Origin of the sequence: Streptomyces chattanoogensis (assembly GCF_001294335.1) — a bacterium.
Classification (GTDB): domain Bacteria; phylum Actinomycetota; class Actinomycetes; order Streptomycetales; family Streptomycetaceae; genus Streptomyces; species Streptomyces chattanoogensis.
Window position 1 is genome coordinate 133,689 of sequence record NZ_LGKG01000112.1, and the last position, 20,844, is coordinate 154,532.

Below are 20,844 nucleotides of genomic sequence, written 5' to 3' on the forward strand. Positions count from 1 at the left end.
CCATTGACCTGCCGGGCGTGCCTTAGAAGGGCGCTCACCGTCCCGGCCCTCCGAGAGGAACTCCTCCCGTGTCTGCCGTTCGACACCGCCTGCTGGCGGCCGCCGTCACCGTCCCGCTCCTCGTCGGCGCGCTGGGCGCCTGCGGCTACGGCTCCGAGGCCAAGAAGGACACCGCTGCCCGGGTCGCCCCCAAGGGCCCCAAGACCGATGGGCTCGATCAGGTGAAGATCGGGCTCTTCGGCAACACCACGCACGCCACCCCGCTGATCGGCCTCAACAAGGGCCTGTTCCAGAAGGAACTGGGCGGCACGGAGATCAAGCCCTCCGTCTTCAACGCCGGTCCCGCCGAGATCGAGGCCCTCAACTCGGGCGCCATCGACATCGGCTGGATCGGCCCCTCCCCCTCGATCAACGGCTATGTCAAGTCGCACGGCAAGAGCCTGAAGATCATCTCCGGTTCGGCCTCCGGCGGCGTCTCGCTCGTGGTCAACCCCAAGAAGATCAAGAGCCTGGACGACCTCAAGGGCAAGAAGATCGCCACCCCGCAGCTGGGCAACACCCAGGACGTGGCGCTGCTGAACTTCCTGGCGGAGAAGGGCTACAAGGTCGACGCCACGACCGGCAAGGGCGATGTCACCGTCCAGCGCATCGACAACAAGGTGACGCCGACCTCCTTCGAGCAGGGCGCCATCGACGCGGCCTGGGTGCCCGAGCCGACGGCCTCCAAGCTCGTCGCCGCAGGTGGCAAGCCGATCCTCGATGAGAAGAAGCTGTGGAAGGACGGCAAGTTCGTCATCACGAACGTGATCGTCTCCCAGAAGTTCCTCAAGGAGCACCCGAAGGCCGTCGAGGCAGTGCTGCGCGGCTCGGTGAAGACCAACGCCTGGATCCGGTCCCACCCGGACCAGGCGAAGCAGGCGCTCAACGAGCAGCTCGGCCAGCCGGAGTTCGCCGGCAAGAAGCTGCCGGACAACGTCATCGACCCGGCGTTCAAGAACGTCGCCATCACCGATGACCCGCTGGCCGCCACGCTGCAGGAGGAGGCGGACCACGCCGTCAAGGCGGGCCTGCTGAAGAAGCCCGAGCTCAAGGGCATCTACGACCTCACCCTGCTGAACAAGGTGCTCAAGTCGGAGGGCAAGGCGCCGGTCGACGACGCCGGCCTCGGCAGCTGACACCCCTCCGTTCCGTAGCACCGCAGTCCCCCAGGAGGTGACACCGATGACGACCACCACACTCACCAAGCAGCCCGCCCCGGCGGCTTCGGCCGGCACCGTGCCGTACGCGGCTCGAATCGACCACGTCTCGAAGTCGTTCGGCCGCCCAGGCGCGCAGCAGCATGTGCTGGATGACATCAGCATCGATGTCGCACCGGGCGAATTCGTCTGCCTCCTGGGGGCTTCGGGCTGCGGTAAGTCCACCCTGCTCAACCTCGTGGCCGGCCTCGACGCGCCGTCGGCCGGCAGCATCGAGACGCCCGGCGGCCGGCCGGCCCTGATGTTCCAGGAGCATGCGCTCTTCCCGTGGCTGACCGCGGGCCGCAACATCGAACTGGCGCTGCGGCTGCGCGGGGTGCCGCGTGCCGAGCGCCGCGCCGAGGCCGAGCGGCTGCTCGAACTCGTCCGGCTGGGCGGGGCGTACGGCAAGCGTGTGCACGAGCTCTCCGGCGGTATGCGCCAGCGCGTCGCCATGGCCCGTGCGCTCGCCCAGGACAGCCAGCTCCTGCTGATGGACGAGCCGTTCGCCGCGCTCGACGCCATCACCCGTGATGTCCTGCACGACGAGCTGACCCGCATCTGGCGCGAGACCGACCTCTCGGTCCTCTTCGTCACCCACAACGTCCGCGAGGCCGTCCGGCTCGCCCAGCGGGTGGTACTGCTCTCCTCCCGTCCCGGCCGGATCGCCCGCGAGTGGCAGGTGGACATCCCCCAGCCGCGCCGTATCGAGGACGCCGCGGTCGCCGACCTTTCCGTCGAGATCACCGAACAGCTCCGTGGGGAGATCCGCCGCCATGGCCAGCACTGAGACCAAGGCCCAGTCCGCCGCCGGACCGGCCGACGACGCAGCCGGTGCCACCACCGTCGCCACGCCCGACGATGCCTCCGGTGATCTCGCCGGTCTGGAGGCCGGGCTCGACGCCCTGGAATCCACCGTCGTCGCCCGTCAGCCCTGGCTGCGTACGGTTGCTTCAAAGACGTTCCCTCCTCTCATCGCCATCGCGATCGTGCTGGGGTTGTGGCAGCTCGCCTACCACTTCCAGGTCAAGCCGCACTATCTGCTGCCGAGCCCCGTCGACGTCGCCCGCTCCCTCCAGGAGAAGTGGCTCGAGGGCACGCTGCTGGGCTATGTGTGGACCAGCATCTCCCGCGGCGGCCTCGGCTTCCTGGCCTCGGTCGCCCTCGGTACGGTCCTCGGCCTGATCGTGGCCCGCGTCAAGGCCGTACGGTCCGCGATCGGCCCGATCCTGAGCGGTCTGCAGTCCCTCCCCTCGGTGGCGTGGGTCCCGGCGGCGATCATCTGGTTCGGGCTGAGCGATGCCACCATCTACGCGGTGGTGCTGCTCGGCGCCGTCCCCTCCATCGCCAACGGCCTGGTGGCCGGCGTCGACCAGATCTCACCCCTCTACCTGCGGGCCGGCCGCACCATCGGGGCCACCGGCCTGGCCGGCGTACGGTTCGTCCTCCTCCCCGCCGCGCTCCCCGGCTACATCGCCGGCCTCAAGCAGGGCTGGGCCTTCTCCTGGCGCTCGCTGATGGCCGCCGAACTCATCGTCAACGCTCCCGACCTGGGCACCGGCCTGGGCCAGCTGCTGGAGCAGGGCCGCGAGATCGGCGACTTGTCCTGGGTGCTGTCCGCCATCCTGCTGATCCTCATCGTCGGAATCGGTATCGAGCTGCTGATCTTCGCGCCGATCGAGCGACGGGTGCTGCGCAGCCGCGGCCTCCTCGTCAAGAGCTGAGCACGAGCCGGACCATGAACGCACGCCCCACGCTCCTCGTCATCGCCCACGGCAGCCGCGATCCGCGGCACGCGGCGACCGTCTCCGCGCTCTGCGCGCGGGTGCGGACGCTGCGGCCGGGGCTGCGGGTCGAGGTCGGCTACCTCGACTTCAACGCGCCCAGCGTGCCCCGTGTGCTGGAGCGTCTGTCGTCCGAGGGCGTGCGGGATGTGGTGGCTCTTCCTCTCCTCCTCACTCGCGCCTTCCACGCGAAGTCCGATATTCCGTCGGTGCTGCGGGAGGCCGCACGGCGGCTGCCCCTGCTGACCGTCCACCAGGCCGATGTGCTCGGCCCCTCCTCCCTCCTGACCGCCGCCCTGGAGCGCCGGTTGGAGGAAGCCGGGCTGCGGCCCGGCGACCGCCGCTCGACCGGGGTCGTCCTGGCCTCGGCGGGCTCCAGTGACCCGGAGGCGATCGCAGTGATCGCTGAAATCGCGCGGGAGTGGCGGTGCACCGCCAACTGGTGTGCCGTGCGACCTGCGTTCGCCTCCGCTGCTTCTCCCGCTACGGGGGTCCCCCGTACCGCGGACGCCGTGCGGGCGCTACGGGCCGAGGGTGCCGACCGGGTGGCCGTCGCCCCCTACGTCATCGCGCCCGGCTTCCTCCCGGACCGCATCGCCACCGGGGCCCGCGAGGCCGGTGCGGACCTCCTCGCGCCGGTGCTCGGCCCCGCCCCCGAGCTGGCCCGGCTGCTGCTCCGCCGCTACGACCAGGCGGCGGAGAGCCGCGTCCGGCCGGAGCTGACGGCGCTGAGCGCCTGACGCATGCCGGGTGCCGGGTGCCGGCGGGTCATGCGGCCGGCACCACGGACGCCGCCCCCGGCCGGAAATCGGCCCGGCCCTTCTCGTAGACCGTGAGGCCCCTGGCCAGGTGCAGCGGCACCAGCACCAGCTCCACGACGAGTGCCTTCCAGGCGTATACGAGGTTGACGGCCTTGGTTGCGTAGACGCAGGGGAGATTCACCAGGACGCCGCTCAGCGGGAGTTTGCGGCGGCGGGCTGCGTAGATCAGTGGTGGCGCCGTCAGCAGCAGCTCGGCTCCGGCCCACCATCCGAAGGCGACCGGCAGCGGCTGGTCGGTGGCCGCGGCGGCCACGAAGGGGGTGGCCCACCACAAGGGCGCGGTGAGGATCTCCAGCAGGGCGAGCAGCACCCAGACCGCCAGCAGGGGTTTGTGGATGACCAGCCGCCCGAGATGCAGCCGGACGTTCTGGCAGAAGCCGGCCATCCAGCGCCAGACCTGTTTCCGCAGATAGGTGAGGTCTTCCGGGTCGGCGGCCAGGGCGACCGCGTCCGCGACGTAGACGGCACGCCGGCCCGCGATCTGCTGGCTCCAGGTGTAGTCCATGTCCTCGACGATGGTCCGTTCCGGGAATCCGCCGAAGGCCACCAGGTCGTCGCGCCGGAAGACGGAGCAGCAACCCGAGCACACCATGGGGCTGTTGGCGCGAGCCTGGATGGGGCGGTGCCAGTGGAACCCGAAGAGATACTCGGTGGAGCGGCCGCGCTCCCAGACGGTGCGGGTGTGGCGGGTGCGGACCGTGCCCGCCGCGACGGAGACGCCGGGGTCGTCGAAGACGGGAAGGACCGTCGCGATGTAGTCCGGCGCGAGGACGGTGTCCGCGTCGACGGCCAGTACGAGGTCGGTGGTGCAGTGCGGAAGCGCGTAATTCTGCGCCTTGGCCTTGCTGCCGAGGTTGCGTGACGGGCGGAGAACGGTGACGCCGTGTGAGGCCGCTACTTCGCCCGTGCGGTCCGTGGAGGCGTCGTCCACGACCAGGATGCGGTCAGGTGGGACCGTTTGCCGGGCAAGGGACTCCAGCGTCGCCGGAAGTCCCTCCTCCTCGTTGTGAGCTGGGACGATGACGGTGATGGTGTGCATGCTGGGCTCCCCCTGTCCTGCGGATGGCGTCGGCCGCGACAACGGTCAGGCCGATCACGCCGTAGACGATGGTGCTGATGCCGATGAACGGCAGTCCTCCGTGCATGTCACCGACCGTAGCGGGATAGGGGTGTTGAGCGGTTTCGGAGGCAGCCTCCTGTGGATAACTCCGCCTTCGCGGTGCTCGGGGTGGCTGAGTCCTGCGGCGGGCTCAGCGCCCGACGAGCGCATCGAACAGCGGCCAGCCGTCGATCTCCCTCTCACCGGCAGCCACCGGCAGGGCGCCGCGTGCCGCTGCCTCCTCGAGGAATCCGCGGACGACGGCGGGCTCGTGGAGGTTGAGGTGGAGAGGGGGGCGGGGGCCATGCGCGCCGCCGGGTACGTGATCCCGGTCGCCGGCTCCGCCGATCCCACCCGAACCTTCAAGGTAGCGGCCGGGGGCGCCCTCGCTGAAGACGAGACGCAGAGTTGCCCTGGCGCCCTCGTAAGGAAGATGGAGCGAGAGAACCTCGCAGCATTCCGGCGGCCGGTGCCTGTGACGCACCGACCAGAGCCATGTCGCACCGCCCACGGCAAGGCGGCGAAGCTGGTGATCCTTCCGCACGGCGGCCATCCTACGGAGCGTGCCGCGCTCGTACGGGCGCGCCCGCCACCGCACACAACGGCGCCGGCCGCCGCGCCCCGTGGGGGAGAGCGCGGCGGCCGGCGGTGGGTGCTGAGGGGTTGAGCTGGTTACTCGACGACCTTCAGCAGCTTGTTGGGCGTGCCCTCACCCGGGTTGCTGATCTTGTCGGGCGTGGCACCGTCCGTCAGGGCCTTCTCCACGTCCGCGGGCTTGGCGTCCTTGTGGTTGGCCAGGTAGACCGCGGCCGCACCGACGACGTGCGGGGTCGCCATGGACGTGCCGGAGATGGTCTTGGTGGCGTCGTCGCTGCCGTTCCAGTCCGAGGTGATGTCGGAGCCCGGAGCGTAGATGTCCACCACGCTGCCGAAGTTGGAGAAGTCCGACTGCTCGTCCTTGTTGGTGCTGGAGGCCACCGTGATGGCCTCCTTGACGCGGGCCGGGGAGCCCTGGCCGGCGTCGGTGGACTCGTTGCCCGCCGCGACGCCGAAGGTGACACCGGAGTCGACGGCCTTCTTCACGGCCGCGTCCAGCGCCTCGTCCGCGCCGCCGCCGAGCGACATGTTGGCGACCGAGGGGCCCTTGTGGTTCTTGGTGACCCAGTCGATGCCCGCGACGACCTGCTCGGTGGTGCCGGAGCCCTGGCCGTCGAGGACCTTGACGGCCACGATCTTGGCCTTCTTGGCGACGCCGTGCTTCTCACCGGCGATGGTGCCCGAGACATGGGTGCCGTGGCCGTTGTCGTCCTCGGCCTTGTCGCTGTTGTCGATGGCGTTGAAGCCGTACGACGCACGGCCGCCGAAGTCCTTGTGGCTGATGTGGACACCGGTGTCGATGACGTAGGCGGTGACGCCCTCACCCGCGCTGTCGGGGTAGTTGTACTTCTTGTCGCCCTGGGTGTCCGCCTGGTCGATGCGGTCCAGGCCCCACGACGGCGGGTTGTCCTGGGTGGCGTCGATGTGGAACTTCTTGTTCTGGACGACCTTGTCGACGGCCGGGTCGGCGGCCAGGCGCTTGGCCTCTTCCTCGTTGAGACCGGTCGTCGAGAAGCCGTCGACGGAGGAGTAGCTCCGCTTGACCTGGCCGCCGTACTTGGCGGCGAGGTCGGTGCTCGCGGCGGTACGGATCGACTTCTTCAGCATGACGATGTAGCTGCCGTTCACGGCACCCTTGGCCTGGGCGCCGTAGATCTTGCCCTCGGCAGGAGCGGGCGAAGCACCGGCGGTGACCGCGGTGATGGTGGCGATACCAGTGGCGGCAACTGCGGCGGTTATCGCCGTGATGAGCCGCTTCTTGCTGGAACGCTTGTGATCCATTGCGAGGGTTCTCCTCGTTCGTGGTGTGGGGGGAAAGCGTTGCTGCAATAGACCGTGGAGACCGGAAGATCTGCGACGGACTGGTTCGAAACCCTGTCGGATTGACGGGGTCAATTCAAGGGCCGTCCAGCCGTGTGAGATACGCAACAACCCTCGATATTGGCGATAGTTAGCGGAATCGGGCAAAGAACGTCACGCAGTTGACGGAGGGCGACTCAACTCCGTTTACGTTTGCGCAATCCAGGTGTAATAGAGGGCGACGGAGGGTGACCTCCGTTGCCCAATCTGCGTTGCCCAGGAGGGCAGTTGAGCCTCGGTGCGGTCAGCCGCCCGGCGCGCGCCGCCCTCGGGACGAGGCGTCTCGCGCAATGCGAGGGAGTGCGGCTCCCCTCCCCCGGCTCATCTCTGATAGCGCGCCAGCACCAGATTGCCGTCCTCGACGAGCCGTTGGCGCAGGGCGTCCAGGCCGATCGCGCCGCTGTAGTACTCCTGCAGACCGGGCGTGGCGATCTTGTCCTTCCATTCCGGATAACCGCGTACGGACTGGGCCGGCGCCGAGCGCAGGGCGCCCGCCAGGGCGGTGCCGGTGGCCCAGTCGTGCCGGGCCACGTGCAGCGCCGGGTCCTGGAGCGCCTGCCGGCCGGTCGGCAGCAGCCAGTCGCCCAGGGCGAGCCGGACCATGTTCGGCGGGCGGAGGAGAAAGTCGATGAAGGCCATCGCCTCCTCCTTGTACGGGCAGTCCTCGGCCACCGACAGGGTCTGCGGGCTCACCCCCTGGTCCAGGGTCGTGCCCTTGGGGGCGGGCAGCACCGTCCAGTCGAAGCCGTCGGGGGCCTGCTGGACGATCTGCTGGCGGTAGGAGAACCCCAGCGGCACCATCGCGTACCGCCCGGCGAAGAAGCCCGGCAGGGTGTCGGCGCCGCCCATGCCGAGGGTCGAACGGGAGGCGGTGCGGGCGACGTTGACCTGGTGGTGGATGGTGCGCGGCACCACCTGGTCGACGGCGTCGAAGCGGACCTCCACCTTGCCGTCGGGGCGGCGGTGGAAGACCCGGCCGCCGGTGGACAGGGCGAGGTTGAGGGTGGCGGAGACCGGCTCCTTCAGCGGCCAGGCGACTCCGTAGGTGCCGCGATGGGTCAGCCGCTGAGCGGCGTCGGCGAACTCCTCCCAGGTCCAGGGGTGTTCGGGGGCCGGGATCCGGACGCCGGAGCGGTGCAGCTTCGTGCGGTTGGCGATCAGCACCCGGGGTTCCTGGAGGAACGGAACGCCGTGGATCCGGCCGTTGAAGGTGGCGGTGTCCCAGCTCTGCTGCGGGATGTCCGCCTTGAGGCGGGGCGGCAGCAGAGTGGTGAGGTCGGCGAGATCGCCGCCGTAGGCGAAGTCGGCGAGGTCGTCGGTGGCGTCATGGATGATGTCCGGCGCCTCGCCGCCCTCGAAGGAGGTGAGCAGCTGGTCGTGGACGGTGGCCCAGGCGCCCTGGACGTAGCGCACCTGGACGTCGGGGTGGCGGCGGTTCCATTCGGCGACCAGCTGTCGGTTGGCCTTGAGGGAGTCCTGCTGCCAGGCCAGGGACTGGAAGCGCAGGGTGATCCTGCCGCCGCGGCCGCGCCGCTGCCGGTCGTCGGAACAGCCGGGCAGCAGGGCCGCGGCGGGCAGCGCGGCGGCGGCCGCGAGCAGTCTCCGGCGAGCGGGGCCGGGGCGAGGGCGGGGGCGCGGCGGTTCGCTCTCGTACGGCATCAGCTCTTCACCGCCCCCGCCAGCATCCCGCCCGTGATGCGCCGCTGGATGACGGCGAACAGGAGCAGGCTCGGGAGGGTGGCGAGCAGCGCGGCGGCGGCGAGCGGGCCGAGGTCGGCGACGCCCTCCGTCCCGATGAAGTGGGTCAGCACGACCGGCAGCGTCTGTTTCTCCGGGGACTTGAGCAGGACCAGGGCGAAGAAGAACTCGTTCCAGGCGGTGATGAAGGCGAACAGGCCGGTGGCGACGATGCCGGGCGCGAGCAGCGGTGCGGTGACCGAGACGAGGGTGCGTATCCGGCCCGCGCCGTCGACGGCCGCGGCCTCCTCCACTTCGGGCGGTACGGCGCGGACATATCCGGTCAGCATCCACAGGGCGAACGGCAGCGACCACACCGCATAGACCATGACCAGCCCGGCCCGGGAGTCCACCAGATGGAAGTTCTTCAGGATCAGGAACAGCGGGATGATCACCAGGACCAGGGGGAACGCCTGGCTGATGACGACCCAGCCGGTGGCGGCCCGTGCGAGGCGGCCCCGGTGGCGGGCCAGGACATACGCCATCGGCGTCGCCAGGACGATCGCGATCACCGCGGAGACCGCCGCGGCGAGCAGGCTGTTGCCCGCCGCGGTCAGCAGCGGCTGCTGGGTGAACGCCTGCCGGAAGTTGTCCAGGGTCGGCGCGCCGGGGATCCAGGTGGGGTGGATGCTGCCCAGTTCACGCGGTGGCTTGAAGGCGGTGGAGACCAGCCAGAGGAACGGGAAGGCGAGGAACGCCAGATAGGCGAGGAGGGCGGCGTACTGCCCAGTGCGGGTGGCGGTGCGCCGGGCGGCCGTGCGGCGGCCCGCAGGGCGCACCGGGCTCTTCCGGCCCGCTCGGCGCACGGTGCTCACTTGGCTCATCTGTCGTCGTCCCCCTTCAGCCGGCCGGCCAGATAGACGGCCAGCAGGATGGAGATGACCGCGACCATCGCCAGGCCCATGGCGGCGGCGTATCCGAACTGCCCGTAGCGGAAGGCCTCTTCGTAGGCGAAGAGCATCGGCAGCCGGGTGCGGCCGCCGGGGCCGCCGTCGGTGAGCACGAAGACCAGGGCGAAGGAGTTGAAGTTCCAGATGAAGTTGAGGGCGGTGATGGCGAGGGCGACGGGCTTGAGGGCGGGCCAGGTGACCGTACGGAAGCGGCGCCAGGCGCCCGCGCCGTCCATGGCGGCCGCCTCGTGCAGCTCCTTGGGGACGTTCTGCAGGCCGGCCAGGAGGGAGACGGTGGTCTGCGGCATGCCCGCCCAGACGCCGACGACGATGACCGCGGGCAGAGCCGTGGCCAGACCGCTCAGCCAGTCCCGGCCGTCGCCGGTCCCGGACAGACCCAGATCCCGCAGCGTCTCGTTCAGGATGCCGGCGTCCGGGTGGTAGACCAGCCGCCACATGATGCCGACGACGACCTCCGGCATCGCCCACGGGACGATCGCCAGCGCCCGGGCCAGCCAGCGCAGCCGCAGGTTCACGTTGAGCAGCAGGGCGAGGCCGAGGGCGAGGAAGAACTGCGGGACGGTGACACCGAGCGCCCACACCAGGCCGATGCGGAAGGAGTCCCAGAAGAGGGTGTCGTGGAGGAGGTCGGTGAAGTTGAGCGCGCCGACGAAACCGGTGGCCCGGGTCCGGCCCGACTGGGCGTCGGTGAACGCCAGCCCGATGCCGTAGAGCAGTGGTCCGACGCTCAGCACCAGGATCGGGATCAGGGCGGGCAGGACCAGGAACCAGGTGGCGTGGTCGCGCCGGGGCGCGGGGGTACGGCCCGGGGCGGCAGAGCGCCGGGGCGCGGTGGCGAGGGTCACGGCCCGGGCTCCTCGCGCTCGGCTCCCGCCGTCGGCACTGCCCGCATCGCGCGCCACCTCTCCCCCGTTGTCCGCGTCATCGTCGTGACGGCCGTCACAGCAGTCAAGGCCCCGGCCGGATTCCCCGGCAGATCTCCCCGTCCGGGCCGCACCGGGGACCTGCGACACTGGTCGCGTTCCCGCACCGCAGGAGGCACCCCGATGACCGTTCCGAGCACCGTCGCCTTCACGGAGGCGCGCGCCCGGGACGTCCTGGCCGCGGCCGGACGGCCCGAAGCGGCGGCGGACGCCCGGCTGCTCTCGCTCGGCGAGAACGCCGTCTTCGCGCTCGGCGAGCGCGGGCCCGTCGTCCGGGTGGGCCGCAGCGCCGAGCTGCTGGAGCGCGCCGAGCGGGAACTGGGCGTGGCCCGGTGGCTGGAGGAGGCGGGTGTGCCGGCCGTACGGGCCGAGGAGCCGCTGGCCTCCTTGGTGGACGGGCATCCCGTGACGTACTGGCGGCGGCTCCCGGAGGCCGTCCGTCCCGCCGGGCCGGGCGATCTCGCCGAGCTGCTGAAGGCGGTCCACGCGCTGCCGGAACCGCCGTTCGCCCTCCCCCGCCGGGAACTCCTCGGCGGTGTGGAGCGCTGGCTGCGGCTGGCGGGCGACGCCGTCTCGGCCGAGGACGCGGAGTATCTGCGCGGGCGCCGCGATGCGTTCGCGGCGGCCGCGTCGGCGCTGGAGCCGCACCTGGGCCGCGGCCCCATCCATGGCGATGCGCTGCCGCGTAACGTCCATGTCGGGCCGGACGGGCCGGTGCTGGTCGATCTGGAGACCTTCTCCTCCGATCTGCGCGAACACGATCTGGTGGTGATGGCGCTGAGCCGGGACCGCTACGGCCTGGGGCCGGACGCCTACGACACCTTTGCGGCGGTGTACGGCTGGGACGTACGGGACTGGGCGGGCTGCGCCGTGCTGCGCGGGTCCCGGGAGACGGCGAGCTGTGCCTGGGTGTCCCAGCACGCGCCCGGCAACCCGGCGGCCCTCAGGGAATTCCGCCGCCGGATCGCGTCACTGCGCGAGAAGGACGCGACGGTGCGGTGGTACCCCTTCTGACACCCGGCCGGGCCGGCCCGTGGCCGTGCCGCGCCCCGGCGCTGCTCATGCCTGGTAGGGAATGAGGGGCCAGGCCCCTTCGACTATCGCCCGGGGATCGCCCGAGCGCCGCAAGTACGCCTGGAACGAGGCGGCTTGTCCGGCGGCGGCCTCCTCCTGGAGGGTGTGCAGGGCGCGCGGCGACGGGACGGCGACGGCCGGGTACTTCTCCCCGATGCGCCGGGCGACACCGGCCGCGGCCGCCGCGTCGGCACCCGCTTCGTGCGCACCGTCGAGCCGTACGCCGTAATGCCCGCACAGCGCCTGGAGCGCGCGCTTGCCCTTGCGGTAGCGGTCCACATGCTTGTCCAGGACCAGGGGGTCGATGACCGGCGCGGGGGCGTGGCCGAGGCGGTCGCTCAGCGTCCGTACGCCGTGCCGCCGGCATTCGCGGTCCAGCAGGGAGAGGTCGTACCGCGCGTTCATCACCACCAGCGGGATCTCGGCGCGCAGGGCCTCGGCCAGCGCCTCGGTGATCTCCTCTATCGCGGCGGCAGGGGCGCGGCCGTGCTCCCGGACATAGGCGGTCGAAATGCCGTGGATGTCCGCTGCCTCGTCGGGAATCGGGATGCCCGGATCGATCAGCCAGGACCGTTTTCCGGCCATCCGGCCGTCGCCCTCCAGCCGGATCAGCGCGGCGGTGACGATGCGGTCCCGCTCGACGTCGGTACCCGTGGTCTCCAGGTCGAAGCTGACCAGCAGCTCCTGATGCCAACTCATGCGGCCCCTCCTTCGGTGGTACATCCCCCGTTGCCGATTCACTCTCGCACGCACCACTGACAATCCCCCCTCCGCCCGTCGCGGCAGGGCAGCGGCGGCCTCCCGCCCGCCCCTACGCTGACCGCATGGACCTACGGCTGGCAGGACACGGCGCGCTGGTGACGGGCGGCAGTTCGGGGATCGGGGCGGCGATCGCCGGGACGCTGGCGGGTGAGGGATGCGGCGTCCTCGTCCACGGCCGGGACGCGGCGGCCGCGGCGGCGGTCGCCGAACAGGTCGCGGCCCGCGGGGTCCGCGCCGAAGTGGTGCTCGGCGACCTGACGGAGCCGGGCGTCGCCGAGGAGGTCGCGGTCACCGCACGCCGCTTCGGGGCCCGGATCCTGGTCAACAACGCCGGCCCGTTCACCGGGCACGACTGGGACAGCTCCGGGCCGGCCGACTGGCGGGCCGCGTTCGAGGGGAACGTGCTGCCGACCGTACGGGTCACCCAGACCCTGCTGCCCTCCCTGCGCCAGCACGGCTGGGGCCGGGTGATCACCATCGGCACCCGGGCCCTGCGGACTCCGCCCCCCGACACGGGCGCCTGCTCCGCGGCCAGGGCCGCCATGGTGAACATGACCACGAGCCTGGCGCACCACCTCGCCGGCACCGGGGTCACCGCGAACTGCGTCAGTCCCGGCGTCATCGTCATGGACGAGGAGCGGGTCGACGGTTCGGCGGGCGAGCGGTCCCGCCGGCCGGGCCGCCCGGAGGACATCGCGGCGGCGGTCGCCTATCTGGCCAGCCCGCTCGCCGACTACGTCAACGGGATCGAGCTGCGGGTGGACGGCGGGGCCACGGGGGCCCCGTAGAGCCGCCTCACGACACCGGCCGCGAGTCCGCCCACACGCTCTCGAACTCCTCGCGGTAGACCTCGAAGAGGCCGTGCTCGCCGTCGCGCCCGTCCCGGTCGTCCGCCCGGACGATGTCCCGGCCGCCCCCGCGCAGCACCAGGACCGGCGACTCCATCCCGCGGCTCTTGCGCAGATAGCTCTGCACCACCGCCAGGCCGTCCGCTCCGTCGCCGTCGACCAGATAGGCGGTGAAGCGCGGGGTCTCGTCGAAGACCTGGATCTCGAAGGCGCCGGGGTCGCGCAGCCGGGCCCGCACCCGCCGCATATGGAGGATGTTCATCTCGATGGAGCGGCTCATCTCGCCCTTTTTCAGGCCGATTTCGCGCTCCCGGCGGCGGACCGCGCTGCTTGCGGGGTTGAGGAAGAGCAGGCGGACGCGGCAGCCGGATTCGGCGAGCCGGACGAGGCGGCGGCCGGAGTAGTTCTGGACGAGGAGGTTCAGGCCTATGCCGACCGCGTCGAGGCGGCGGGCGCCGCCGAAGAGGTCCTCCGCGGGGAGCTGGCGCTGCAGGCGCACCCGGTCGGGGTGGACGCCGACGACATCGGCGTAGCGGTCGCCGACGAGGTCCTCCACGGCGTCGATGGGCAGCCGGCCGGAGATCCGGGTGCCGGCGCCGGAGCCCAGTATGTCGAGCAGCCGGGCCGAGGCCCGCTCCGCCTGGGCGAGTACGGTCTGGGACAGCGCGCGGTTGCGGGAGACGATGTTGCGGGCGACCTCGAGCTCGTCCAGGGCCAGCTCGACCTCGCGGCGGTCGTCGAAGTACGGCTCGAAGCAGGGCCAGTGCTGGACCATCAGCTCGCGCAGCTGGGGCAGGGTGAGGAAGCTGACGATGTTGTCGTCGGCGGGGTCGAGGAGGTAGCCCTTGCGGCGGCTGACCTCCCGGACGGCGACGGCGCGCTGCACCCATTCCTGCCCGGCCGGGCCGGCCGCGGCGATCACCCATTCGTCGCCGTGCACCGGCTCGTAGACGGGGCGCAGCACGGCCGCCACGACGGCCCGCAGCCGCTGCTCGACCAGATTCAGCCAGATGTAGGCGCGCCCGGCCCGGCGGGCGCGGGTGCGCACCTCGCTCCAGGCGTCGGCGCCCCAGTCCAGCTCCGCCCCGATCTCCAGCGGCCGTGCCAGGGACACCGCGCCGGGCGGTGCGTCGACGGAGCCGCCCTCATGACCCTCGTGACTCCCGTCACCAGGGGGCAACTCCAGCCCGCCGCTCACCTGCCACCGCCTTCCGAACCCCCGTGCCAACGATCAAGGCAGACTACTGCGGTGCGGGAGACGGTGCAGCAGGATGGATCGAGTCGGCTGCCAACTCCCCTGCACCGCAGGGCGCGTTGGCCCCGGGCCGGGACGGCGGAGTGAGCGGATTCATAGCTGTGACGTCGCAGGGAACCGGGCGGAGGCGATGCCGGCCCACGCGATGGGGTGTTTCGGCGGCCGGCCGTTGACCCGCGTGCCGGTCCGCGGTGGACCGCGCCGCCCCGGGGTGCGTGCGGGCCCGGAACGAAGGGCGGACGACGGCCTCGGTACGACCATCCGACCACCGTCCGGCTTCGCCGCCGATTGCCCACATTTCAGCGAAGTTACCGGGAAATTCACCGGGCCGGGGCCGGGTCCGGGCCACATTGGGGAAGCATTTCGGTTCGGTCCGCGGACGCGTGTCGTGGAGTCGCCGCAGCCCCCGACGAGAAGGTGGAAGAGTCTACGCATGCAGGTCTGGCCGGGACAGATGTATCCGCTGGGCGCCTCCTATGACGGGGCGGGCACCAACTTCGCGGTGTTCTCCGAAGCCGCGCGACGCATCGAGCTGTGTCTGCTGCACGACGACGGTTCGGAGACCGCCGTCGAGCTGCGCGAGAGCGATGCCTTCGTGCGGCACGCCTATCTTCCGGGCGTGATGCCGGGGCAGCGCTACGGCTTCCGGGTGCACGGCCCGTACGAGCCGGGGCTCGGGCACCGCTGCAACTCCGCGAAGCTCCTGATGGACCCCTACGCACGGGCGATGAGTGGGCGGATCGACTGGAGCGAGGCGGTCTACGGCTACCACTTCGGGCGGCCGGAGGCGCGCAACGACCTGGATTCGGCGCCGCACAGCATGGCGTCGGTGGTGGTCAATCCGTACTTCGACTGGGGCGACGACCGTCCGCCGCGGACGGCGTATCACGAGACGGTGCTCTACGAGGCCCATGTGAAGGGCCTGACGATGCTGCACCCGGAGCTGCCGGAGGAGCTGCGCGGCACCTACGCGGCGCTGGCGCATCCGGCGGTCATCGACCATCTGACGAAGCTGGGGGTCACGGCCCTGGAGCTGATGCCGGTGCATCAGTTCGTCCAGGACCACCGGCTGGTGGACGCGGGGCTGACGAACTACTGGGGCTACAACACCATCGGCTTCTTCGCGCCGCACAACGCGTATGCGTCCTGGGGCGACCGCGGCCAGCAGGTGCTGGAGTTCAAGACCGCGGTACGGGCGCTGCACCGGGCCGGGATCGAGGTGATCCTCGACGTGGTCTACAACCACACGGCCGAGGGCAACCATCTGGGCCCGACCCTGTCGTTCCGGGGGCTGGACAACGCCTCGTACTACCGGCTGACGGACGACAAGCGCTACTACATGGACACCACCGGCACCGGGAACTCCCTGCTGATGCGCAGTCCGCACGTGCTCCAGCTGGTGATGGACTCGCTGCGCTACTGGGTGCAGGAGATGCATGTCGACGGGTTCCGGTTCGATCTGGCGGCGACGCTGGCGCGGCAGTTCCACGAGGTGGACCGGCTGTCGTCGTTCTTCGACCTGGTGCATCAGGACCCGGTGGTCAGCCGGGTGAAGCTGATCGCGGAGCCGTGGGACCTGGGCGAAGGCGGCTACCAGGTCGGGAACTTCCCGCCGCTGTGGACCGAGTGGAACGGCAAGTACCGCGACACGGTGCGGGATCTGTGGCGGGGCGAGCCGCGCACCCTGGCGGAGTTCGCGTCCCGGCTGACGGGGTCGTCGGACCTCTATCAGGGCGACGGGCGGCGGCCGCTGGCCTCGGTGAACTTCGTGACCTGCCACGACGGCTTCACGCTGCACGATCTGGTCGCGTACAACGACAAGCACAACGAGGCCAACGGCGAGGACAACCGGGACGGTGAGACCTTCAACCGGTCCTGGAACTGCGGCGAGGAGGGGCCGAGCGACGATCCCTCGGTGCGGCGGCTGCGGGCCCGGCAGATGCGGAACTTCCTGGCGACGCTGATGCTGTCGCAGGGGGTGCCGATGCTCAGCCACGGGGACGAGTTCGGGCGCAGCCAGGGCGGCAACAACAACGCGTACTGCCAGGACAACGAGCTGTCGTGGGTGCGGTGGCCGGAGGGCGGCACCAAGGCGGATGCCGAGGAGGCGGACGGGGCCGAGGAGGCCGGGGCACCGGACGAGGAGCGGGAGCTGCTGGCGTTCGTACGCCAGATGGTGTGGCTGCGGCGCCATCATCCCGTGTTCCGGCGGCGGCGGTTCTTCCAGGGACAGCCGGCCGAGGGGACGCAGGACGAGCTGTCCGATATCGCGTGGTTCACGGCGGAGGGCGAGGAGATGGGGACCCGGGACTGGCAGTCCGTCCATGCCAAGGCGCTGACGGTGTTCCTGAACGGCAGCTCCATCTCCGAACCCGGGCCGCGGGGCGAGCCGGTCTCGGACGATTCCTTCCTGCTGATGTTCAACGCACATGAGCAGGACAAGGAGTTCACGGTGCCGGTGCACCACGGGCAGCAGTGGCAGGTGGTGGTGGACACCGACCGGCCGCAGGCGGCGGCGGACGGCCGGGGTGCCAAGGTCAAGGCCGGTGATCTGCTGACGCTGACGGGGCGGAGTCTGCTGGTGCTGCAGCGGCCGACGTGACCGGGCGGGCGGCGGTGGGCACCCGGGTGGTGGCCGCGACGGCGAGGATCAGGGCGGCGGCCCCGACAGCCACCGCGAAGGCGGCGTACGGGCCGTGGGCGGCGGCGAGCCGCCCGGAGACGGCCAGCGCCAGGGCCTGGCCGCCGACCACCGCGCTGGTGAGGAAGGCCATCGACTCGGCCAGCCGGGCGGCGGGCACGGCCCGTTCGGTGAGCCCGAAGACGGTGATCAGATGCGGTGCGAAGGCCACGCCGAGGACCACGACGACCAGATAGAGCGCCCACAGCGACGGGACGAACAGCAGCGGCACCGACAGCACGATCAGCGCGGCGCCGGACGCCCGCCACCGCGTCGGCAGCCCGATCCGGGCGGGCACCAGGGCCAGCGACAGGCCCGCGGCGGCGCTCATCACGCCCATCGCGGCATAGACGAGACCGGCCTGCGCGGGCTGGTGGAGGCGTTCGGTGAGCGCGGTGATACCGGCCTGGCAGGCGCCGAACATCCCGCCCTGGAGCGCCATCGAGGCCCGCATGGCGTGGACGCCGCGCGGCAGCCGGGCGCGGGGCGGCCGGGCGCCGGGCGGGAACGCGACGGGCCGGAGCACGGTCGCCGTGCGGTGCAGTGCGAAGGCCGAGCCGCAGCCCGCGAGCAGCACGGCGGCCAGCCCCAGTGCGACGGCCGGATGGGCGACGGTGGCGGCCAGCCCCACCAGCGCCGGGCCGAGCACGAACGACACCTCGTCCAGGGTTCCTTCGAAGGACAGCGCGGCGCCGACGGTCCGGTCACCGGCCCCCGCCCGACGGGCGAGGGCCACCGTGCGGGTGCGGGCCAGCGGCCCGATCCCCGGCACGGTGGCGCCGGCCAGCAGCCCGATCAGAGCCAGCGGCGGCGTCGCGATCCGCGCGAGGGAGGCCGCCACCAGGGCCGTTACGGCGAGCGCGTTGCACCAGCAGGCGATCAGCACGACGGGGCGCTGCCCGCGCCGGTCGGCGAGGCGGCCGATCAGCGGCCCGGCGACGGTCTGCCCCGCCGCCAGCGCGCCGCCCACCAGGCCTGCGGTGGCGAGCGAGCCGCTGGTGCGCGCCACCAGGAGCAGACTGCCGAGCTGGCACATGGCGGTCGGAAGTCTGCCGAGGAAGGAGACGACGGGCAGCACCGGCCCGCCCAGTGCGATCACCCGGCGATAGGTGGCGTATGCAGCGGTCATCGGCCGACGCTAGCCGGGACGCGCCGCGCACCGTAGCCACGGGACCTACGAAGGGACGGGGCGCATCGCAGGACCGGTTCGGAGGAAACGCCGACGCGGATGCCCCGGATCGAGGGCACAACGAGGCGTCAACGGGGTACGGGTGTTCCCATGACGCAGCCTTCGAGACCGTCGCCGACCGCCACCTACCGGCTGCAGCTCCAGCCGGACTTCCCGTTCGCCGCGGCCGGGCGGGCGGTGCCGCAGCTGGCCGCGCTCGGCGTGTCCCATCTGCACCTCTCCCCCGTCCTGGAGGCGGTGCCGCGGTCCACCCACGGCTACGACGTCGTCGACCACACGGCGGTACGGGCCGAGCTCGGCGGCGAGGACGGGCTGCGGGCGCTGGCGGCCACGGCCCGGTCGCACGGCCTGGGCCTGGTCGTCGACGTCGTGCCGAACCATATGGCGCTGCCGGCCCCGGCCTCGCTGAACGGGCCGCTGTGGGAGGTCCTCAAGGACGGCCCCGGCTCGCCGTACGCCCGGTGGTTCGACATCGACTGGGACGGCGGGCACGGCGGGCGGGTGCTGCTGCCGGTGCTCGCGGGGCGGCTGGGCGAGGAGATGCGGCAGCTGCGGGTCGAGGGCGGGGTGCTGCGCTATCAGGAACACGCCTTCCCGCTGCGCCCCGGTACGGAGGGGCTGCCGCTGGCCCGGCTCCTGGAGGCCCAGTGGTACCGGCTCGCGTGGTGGCGGCTGGCCCGCAGTGAGCTCAACTACCGGCGTTTCTTCACCATTTCGGAGCTGATCGGGGTGCGGGTGGAGGACCCCGAGGTGTTCGCGGCGACCCATGGCACGCTGCTGCGGCTGATCCGCGAGGGCGTCATCGACGGGCTGCGCATCGACCACCCCGACGGCCTGGCGGACCCCCGCGGCTATCTGGACCGGCTGCACACCGCCACCGGCGGCCGCTGGACGGTCGTCGAGAAGATCCTCACCGGTGACGAACGGCTGCCGGACGGCTGGGCGTGCGCCGGCACCACCGGCTATGACGCGCTGCGGCACATCGATGCGCTGTTCGTCTGCCCGCAGGGCGCCGGGCGGCTCTTCTCCCACTACCGCGACTTCGTCACCCCGCTGGCCGACGAGGGCGGCGACTGGGAGGAGACGGTGCGCCGGGCCGCGTACGAGGTCGTCACGCACGATCTGGCCGCGGAGGTGGCGCGGCTGGTGCGCACGGCGACGCGGATCAGCGAGCGGGCGGCGTGGCCGGGCGACCATGCGCCGTGGGCGCTGCGGCAGGCCGTCCGGGAACTGCTGGTGCGGCTGCCGGTCTACCGGCCCTACGCCACGGACCCCGGGCGGGCGGCGCACGACGCGGCGATGCTGGGCAAGGCCGCGGCGCGGGCACGGGGCACGTTCCGGGTGCCGGAGGAGGCGCGGGCGGTGGATCTGATCCACGATCTGGCGCTGGGACGCTACGGCGAAGGCCCCGACCGCGACGGCCCGGACCCCGTCACCGCCTCCGACCTGGCCGACTTCGCCGCCCGCTTCGCCCAGACCGCCTCCGCGCTGCACGCCAAGTCCGTGGAGGACACCGCCTTCTACCGCTATCCGGTGCTGCTGTCGGCCTGCGAGGTCGGCGGCGACCCCGGGACGCCCGCGCTCGGCCCGCAGGCGTTCCACGACTTCTGTGCCCGGGTGCAGCGCGACTGGCCCGCCACCGGGACGGTGCTCTCCACCCACGACACCAAGCGCAGTGCCGATGTCCGGGCGCGGATCGCGGTGCTGTCGGAGTGTCCGGACCGGTGGCGCGATGTGCTGGGCGAGGTGGCCGACGGGGCGGGCGGCCCCGTGTCGGCGAACGGAACGGCCGATCCGATGGTGGCCTGGCCGGCCTGGCAGACCGTGTTCGGGCTGGGCGGGCCGTCGGCCGGTGGTGCGGTGGCCGCCGACCGGGTGGCGCCGGCGGTCCTCAAGGCCGTACGGGAGGCCGGGCTGCGCACCTCCTGGACGGAACAGGACGCGGAGTACGAGGAGGCGGTGGCGGAGTTCGTCCACGGCGGGCCGTGCGGCCCCGCGGCCGGCCCGCTGGCCGTGCTGGCGGACGAACTCGCCCCGTTCGTCCGCGCCAATGTGCTCGGTGCGACGCTGCTGCACCTCACCATGCCGGGCGTGCCGGACCTCTACCAGGGCACCGAGCGGGAGTACACCGCGCTGGTAGACCCCGACAACCGGCGGCCCGCCGCCTTCCGGCCGGACCTGCTCGCCGGACCGGACGACGGGGCCGCGGCCTGCGATCTGTCCGCCGAGAAGCTCCGGTTGACGGCCGCCGCGCTGCGGCTGCGCCGCGCGCACCCCGAGTGGTTCGGCGACCGGGCCGGATACGCACCGCTGCGCGCGGAGGGGCCCGCCGCCGAACACTGTGTGACCTTCTGCCGGGGCGGGCGGGTGGTGACGGTCGCGACCCGGCTGTCGCTGCGCCTGGTGGAGACCGGCGGCTGGTGGGACACGGTGCTGCGGCTGCCGCCCGGCGGCCCCTGGCGCGAGCTGCTGACCGGCCGGGTGGTGGACGGGGGCGCGGCGGTGGGGCTGAGCGAGCTGCTGGAGGGGTCGCCGGTGGCGCTGTTCGTGGCGGAGTGACCAGGTCCGGC

The 20,844-nt window shown here is 71.9% G+C and carries 17 protein-coding genes; 8 read left to right on the forward strand and 9 right to left on the reverse strand.

Features of this window, described 5'->3' with window-relative positions; genetic code table 11:
* Nucleotides 1-68 precede the first annotated feature (68 nt).
* The 4 genes from ADL29_RS13410 to ADL29_RS13425 are packed head-to-tail and all read left to right on the forward strand — an operon-like array spanning nucleotide 69 to nucleotide 3,759.
* Nucleotides 69-1,175, forward strand: coding sequence for an aliphatic sulfonate ABC transporter substrate-binding protein (locus ADL29_RS13410; RefSeq protein ID WP_053923885.1), 1,107 nt, complete (start codon nucleotides 69-71; stop codon nucleotides 1,173-1,175).
* 46 nt (nucleotides 1,176-1,221) lie between these two features.
* Nucleotides 1,222-2,025 (forward strand): ABC transporter ATP-binding protein, encoded by an 804-nt coding sequence (locus ADL29_RS13415; protein ID WP_179954503.1) that lies wholly within the window; start codon nucleotides 1,222-1,224, stop codon nucleotides 2,023-2,025.
* Nucleotides 2,012-2,959, forward strand: a complete 948-nt coding sequence (locus ADL29_RS13420; protein ID WP_053923886.1) for an ABC transporter permease — start codon at nucleotides 2,012-2,014, stop codon at nucleotides 2,957-2,959. The genes ADL29_RS13415 and ADL29_RS13420 overlap by 14 nt, the downstream gene beginning before the upstream one ends.
* Nucleotides 2,960-2,973: 14 nt before the next feature.
* The gene (locus ADL29_RS13425) at nucleotides 2,974-3,759 is read left to right on the forward strand and encodes a sirohydrochlorin chelatase (RefSeq protein WP_053923887.1); all 786 of its coding nucleotides are present in this window, start codon (nucleotides 2,974-2,976) and stop codon (nucleotides 3,757-3,759) included.
* A 28-nt stretch (nucleotides 3,760-3,787) separates the two neighbouring features.
* On the opposite strand, the gene ADL29_RS13430 is transcribed toward ADL29_RS13425, so the two are convergent.
* From ADL29_RS13430 to ADL29_RS13455, 6 genes are all read right to left on the reverse strand, one after another.
* On the reverse strand, nucleotides 3,788-4,879 hold the full coding sequence (locus ADL29_RS13430) for a glycosyltransferase family 2 protein (protein WP_053923888.1): 1,092 nt from the start codon (nucleotides 4,877-4,879) through the stop codon (nucleotides 3,788-3,790).
* A gap of 211 nt (nucleotides 4,880-5,090) precedes the next feature.
* The gene (locus tag ADL29_RS13435; protein WP_063788469.1) at nucleotides 5,091-5,483 is read right to left on the reverse strand and encodes a hypothetical protein; all 393 of its coding nucleotides are present in this window, start codon (nucleotides 5,481-5,483) and stop codon (nucleotides 5,091-5,093) included.
* Between the two features lie 128 nt (nucleotides 5,484-5,611).
* A complete protein-coding gene (locus tag ADL29_RS13440; protein WP_053923890.1) occupies nucleotides 5,612-6,817 on the reverse strand; it encodes a S8 family peptidase in 1,206 nt (401 codons plus the stop codon).
* A gap of 399 nt (nucleotides 6,818-7,216) precedes the next feature.
* The gene (locus tag ADL29_RS13445) at nucleotides 7,217-8,554 is read right to left on the reverse strand and encodes an extracellular solute-binding protein (protein WP_053923891.1); all 1,338 of its coding nucleotides are present in this window, start codon (nucleotides 8,552-8,554) and stop codon (nucleotides 7,217-7,219) included.
* Nucleotides 8,554-9,456: a carbohydrate ABC transporter permease gene (locus tag ADL29_RS13450; RefSeq protein WP_053923892.1), complete on the reverse strand. Its 903-nt coding sequence runs from the start codon at nucleotides 9,454-9,456 to the stop codon at nucleotides 8,554-8,556. The genes ADL29_RS13445 and ADL29_RS13450 overlap by 1 nt, the downstream gene beginning before the upstream one ends.
* Nucleotides 9,453-10,388 (reverse strand): carbohydrate ABC transporter permease, encoded by a 936-nt coding sequence (locus tag ADL29_RS13455; RefSeq protein ID WP_053923893.1) that lies wholly within the window; start codon nucleotides 10,386-10,388, stop codon nucleotides 9,453-9,455. The genes ADL29_RS13450 and ADL29_RS13455 overlap by 4 nt, the downstream gene beginning before the upstream one ends.
* Before the next feature lie 201 nt (nucleotides 10,389-10,589).
* Here ADL29_RS13455 and ADL29_RS13460 point away from each other — a divergent pair, with 201 nt between their 5' ends.
* Nucleotides 10,590-11,480, forward strand: coding sequence for an aminoglycoside phosphotransferase family protein (locus ADL29_RS13460; RefSeq protein WP_053924012.1), 891 nt, complete (start codon nucleotides 10,590-10,592; stop codon nucleotides 11,478-11,480).
* A 45-nt stretch (nucleotides 11,481-11,525) separates the two neighbouring features.
* On the opposite strand, the gene ADL29_RS13465 is transcribed toward ADL29_RS13460, so the two are convergent.
* On the reverse strand, nucleotides 11,526-12,239 hold the full coding sequence (locus ADL29_RS13465; protein ID WP_053923894.1) for an exonuclease domain-containing protein: 714 nt from the start codon (nucleotides 12,237-12,239) through the stop codon (nucleotides 11,526-11,528).
* 125 nt (nucleotides 12,240-12,364) lie between these two features.
* Here ADL29_RS13465 and ADL29_RS13470 point away from each other — a divergent pair, with 125 nt between their 5' ends.
* Nucleotides 12,365-13,090 (forward strand): SDR family NAD(P)-dependent oxidoreductase, encoded by a 726-nt coding sequence (locus ADL29_RS13470; protein ID WP_053923895.1) that lies wholly within the window; start codon nucleotides 12,365-12,367, stop codon nucleotides 13,088-13,090.
* Nucleotides 13,091-13,097: 7 nt separating this feature from the next.
* Here the strand turns inward: ADL29_RS13470 and ADL29_RS13475 are convergent, their stop codons facing one another.
* Nucleotides 13,098-14,348, reverse strand: coding sequence for an SAV2148 family HEPN domain-containing protein (locus tag ADL29_RS13475; RefSeq protein ID WP_078970965.1), 1,251 nt, complete (start codon nucleotides 14,346-14,348; stop codon nucleotides 13,098-13,100).
* A gap of 490 nt (nucleotides 14,349-14,838) precedes the next feature.
* On the opposite strand from ADL29_RS13475, the gene glgX reads away from it, so the two are divergent.
* Nucleotides 14,839-17,007: a glycogen debranching protein GlgX gene (gene glgX, locus ADL29_RS13480; RefSeq protein ID WP_053923896.1), complete on the forward strand. Its 2,169-nt coding sequence runs from the start codon at nucleotides 14,839-14,841 to the stop codon at nucleotides 17,005-17,007.
* Here the strand turns inward: glgX and ADL29_RS13485 are convergent.
* Nucleotides 16,943-18,214 (reverse strand): MFS transporter, encoded by a 1,272-nt coding sequence (locus tag ADL29_RS13485; protein WP_053923897.1) that lies wholly within the window; start codon nucleotides 18,212-18,214, stop codon nucleotides 16,943-16,945. The genes glgX and ADL29_RS13485 overlap by 65 nt on opposite strands.
* Nucleotides 18,215-18,364: 150 nt before the next feature.
* On the opposite strand from ADL29_RS13485, the gene treY reads away from it, so the two are divergent.
* Entirely contained in the window at nucleotides 18,365-20,833 is a 2,469-nt protein-coding gene (gene treY, locus ADL29_RS13490) for a malto-oligosyltrehalose synthase (RefSeq protein ID WP_053923898.1), read from the forward strand.
* The last annotated feature ends 11 nt before the right edge of the window (nucleotides 20,834-20,844 follow it).

Coding starts and splice junctions, on each gene's coding strand:
- ADL29_RS13415 (WP_179954503.1), top strand. CDS start 1,222: ATGACGACCACCACACTCACCAAGCAGCCCGCCCCGGCGGCTTCGGCC.
- ADL29_RS13420 (WP_053923886.1), top strand. CDS start 2,012: ATGGCCAGCACTGAGACCAAGGCCCAGTCCGCCGCCGGACCGGCCGAC.
- ADL29_RS13425 (WP_053923887.1), top strand. CDS start 2,974: ATGAACGCACGCCCCACGCTCCTCGTCATCGCCCACGGCAGCCGCGAT.
- ADL29_RS13430 (WP_053923888.1), bottom strand. CDS start 4,879: ATGCACACCATCACCGTCATCGTCCCAGCTCACAACGAGGAGGAGGGA.
- ADL29_RS13440 (WP_053923890.1), bottom strand. CDS start 6,817: ATGGATCACAAGCGTTCCAGCAAGAAGCGGCTCATCACGGCGATAACC.
- ADL29_RS13445 (WP_053923891.1), bottom strand. CDS start 8,554: ATGCCGTACGAGAGCGAACCGCCGCGCCCCCGCCCTCGCCCCGGCCCC.
- ADL29_RS13450 (WP_053923892.1), bottom strand. CDS start 9,456: ATGAGCCAAGTGAGCACCGTGCGCCGAGCGGGCCGGAAGAGCCCGGTG.
- ADL29_RS13460 (WP_053924012.1), top strand. CDS start 10,590: ATGACCGTTCCGAGCACCGTCGCCTTCACGGAGGCGCGCGCCCGGGAC.
- ADL29_RS13465 (WP_053923894.1), bottom strand. CDS start 12,239: ATGAGTTGGCATCAGGAGCTGCTGGTCAGCTTCGACCTGGAGACCACG.
- ADL29_RS13470 (WP_053923895.1), top strand. CDS start 12,365: ATGGACCTACGGCTGGCAGGACACGGCGCGCTGGTGACGGGCGGCAGT.
- glgX (WP_053923896.1), top strand. CDS start 14,839: ATGCAGGTCTGGCCGGGACAGATGTATCCGCTGGGCGCCTCCTATGAC.
- ADL29_RS13485 (WP_053923897.1), bottom strand. CDS start 18,214: ATGACCGCTGCATACGCCACCTATCGCCGGGTGATCGCACTGGGCGGG.
- treY (WP_053923898.1), top strand. CDS start 18,365: ATGACGCAGCCTTCGAGACCGTCGCCGACCGCCACCTACCGGCTGCAG.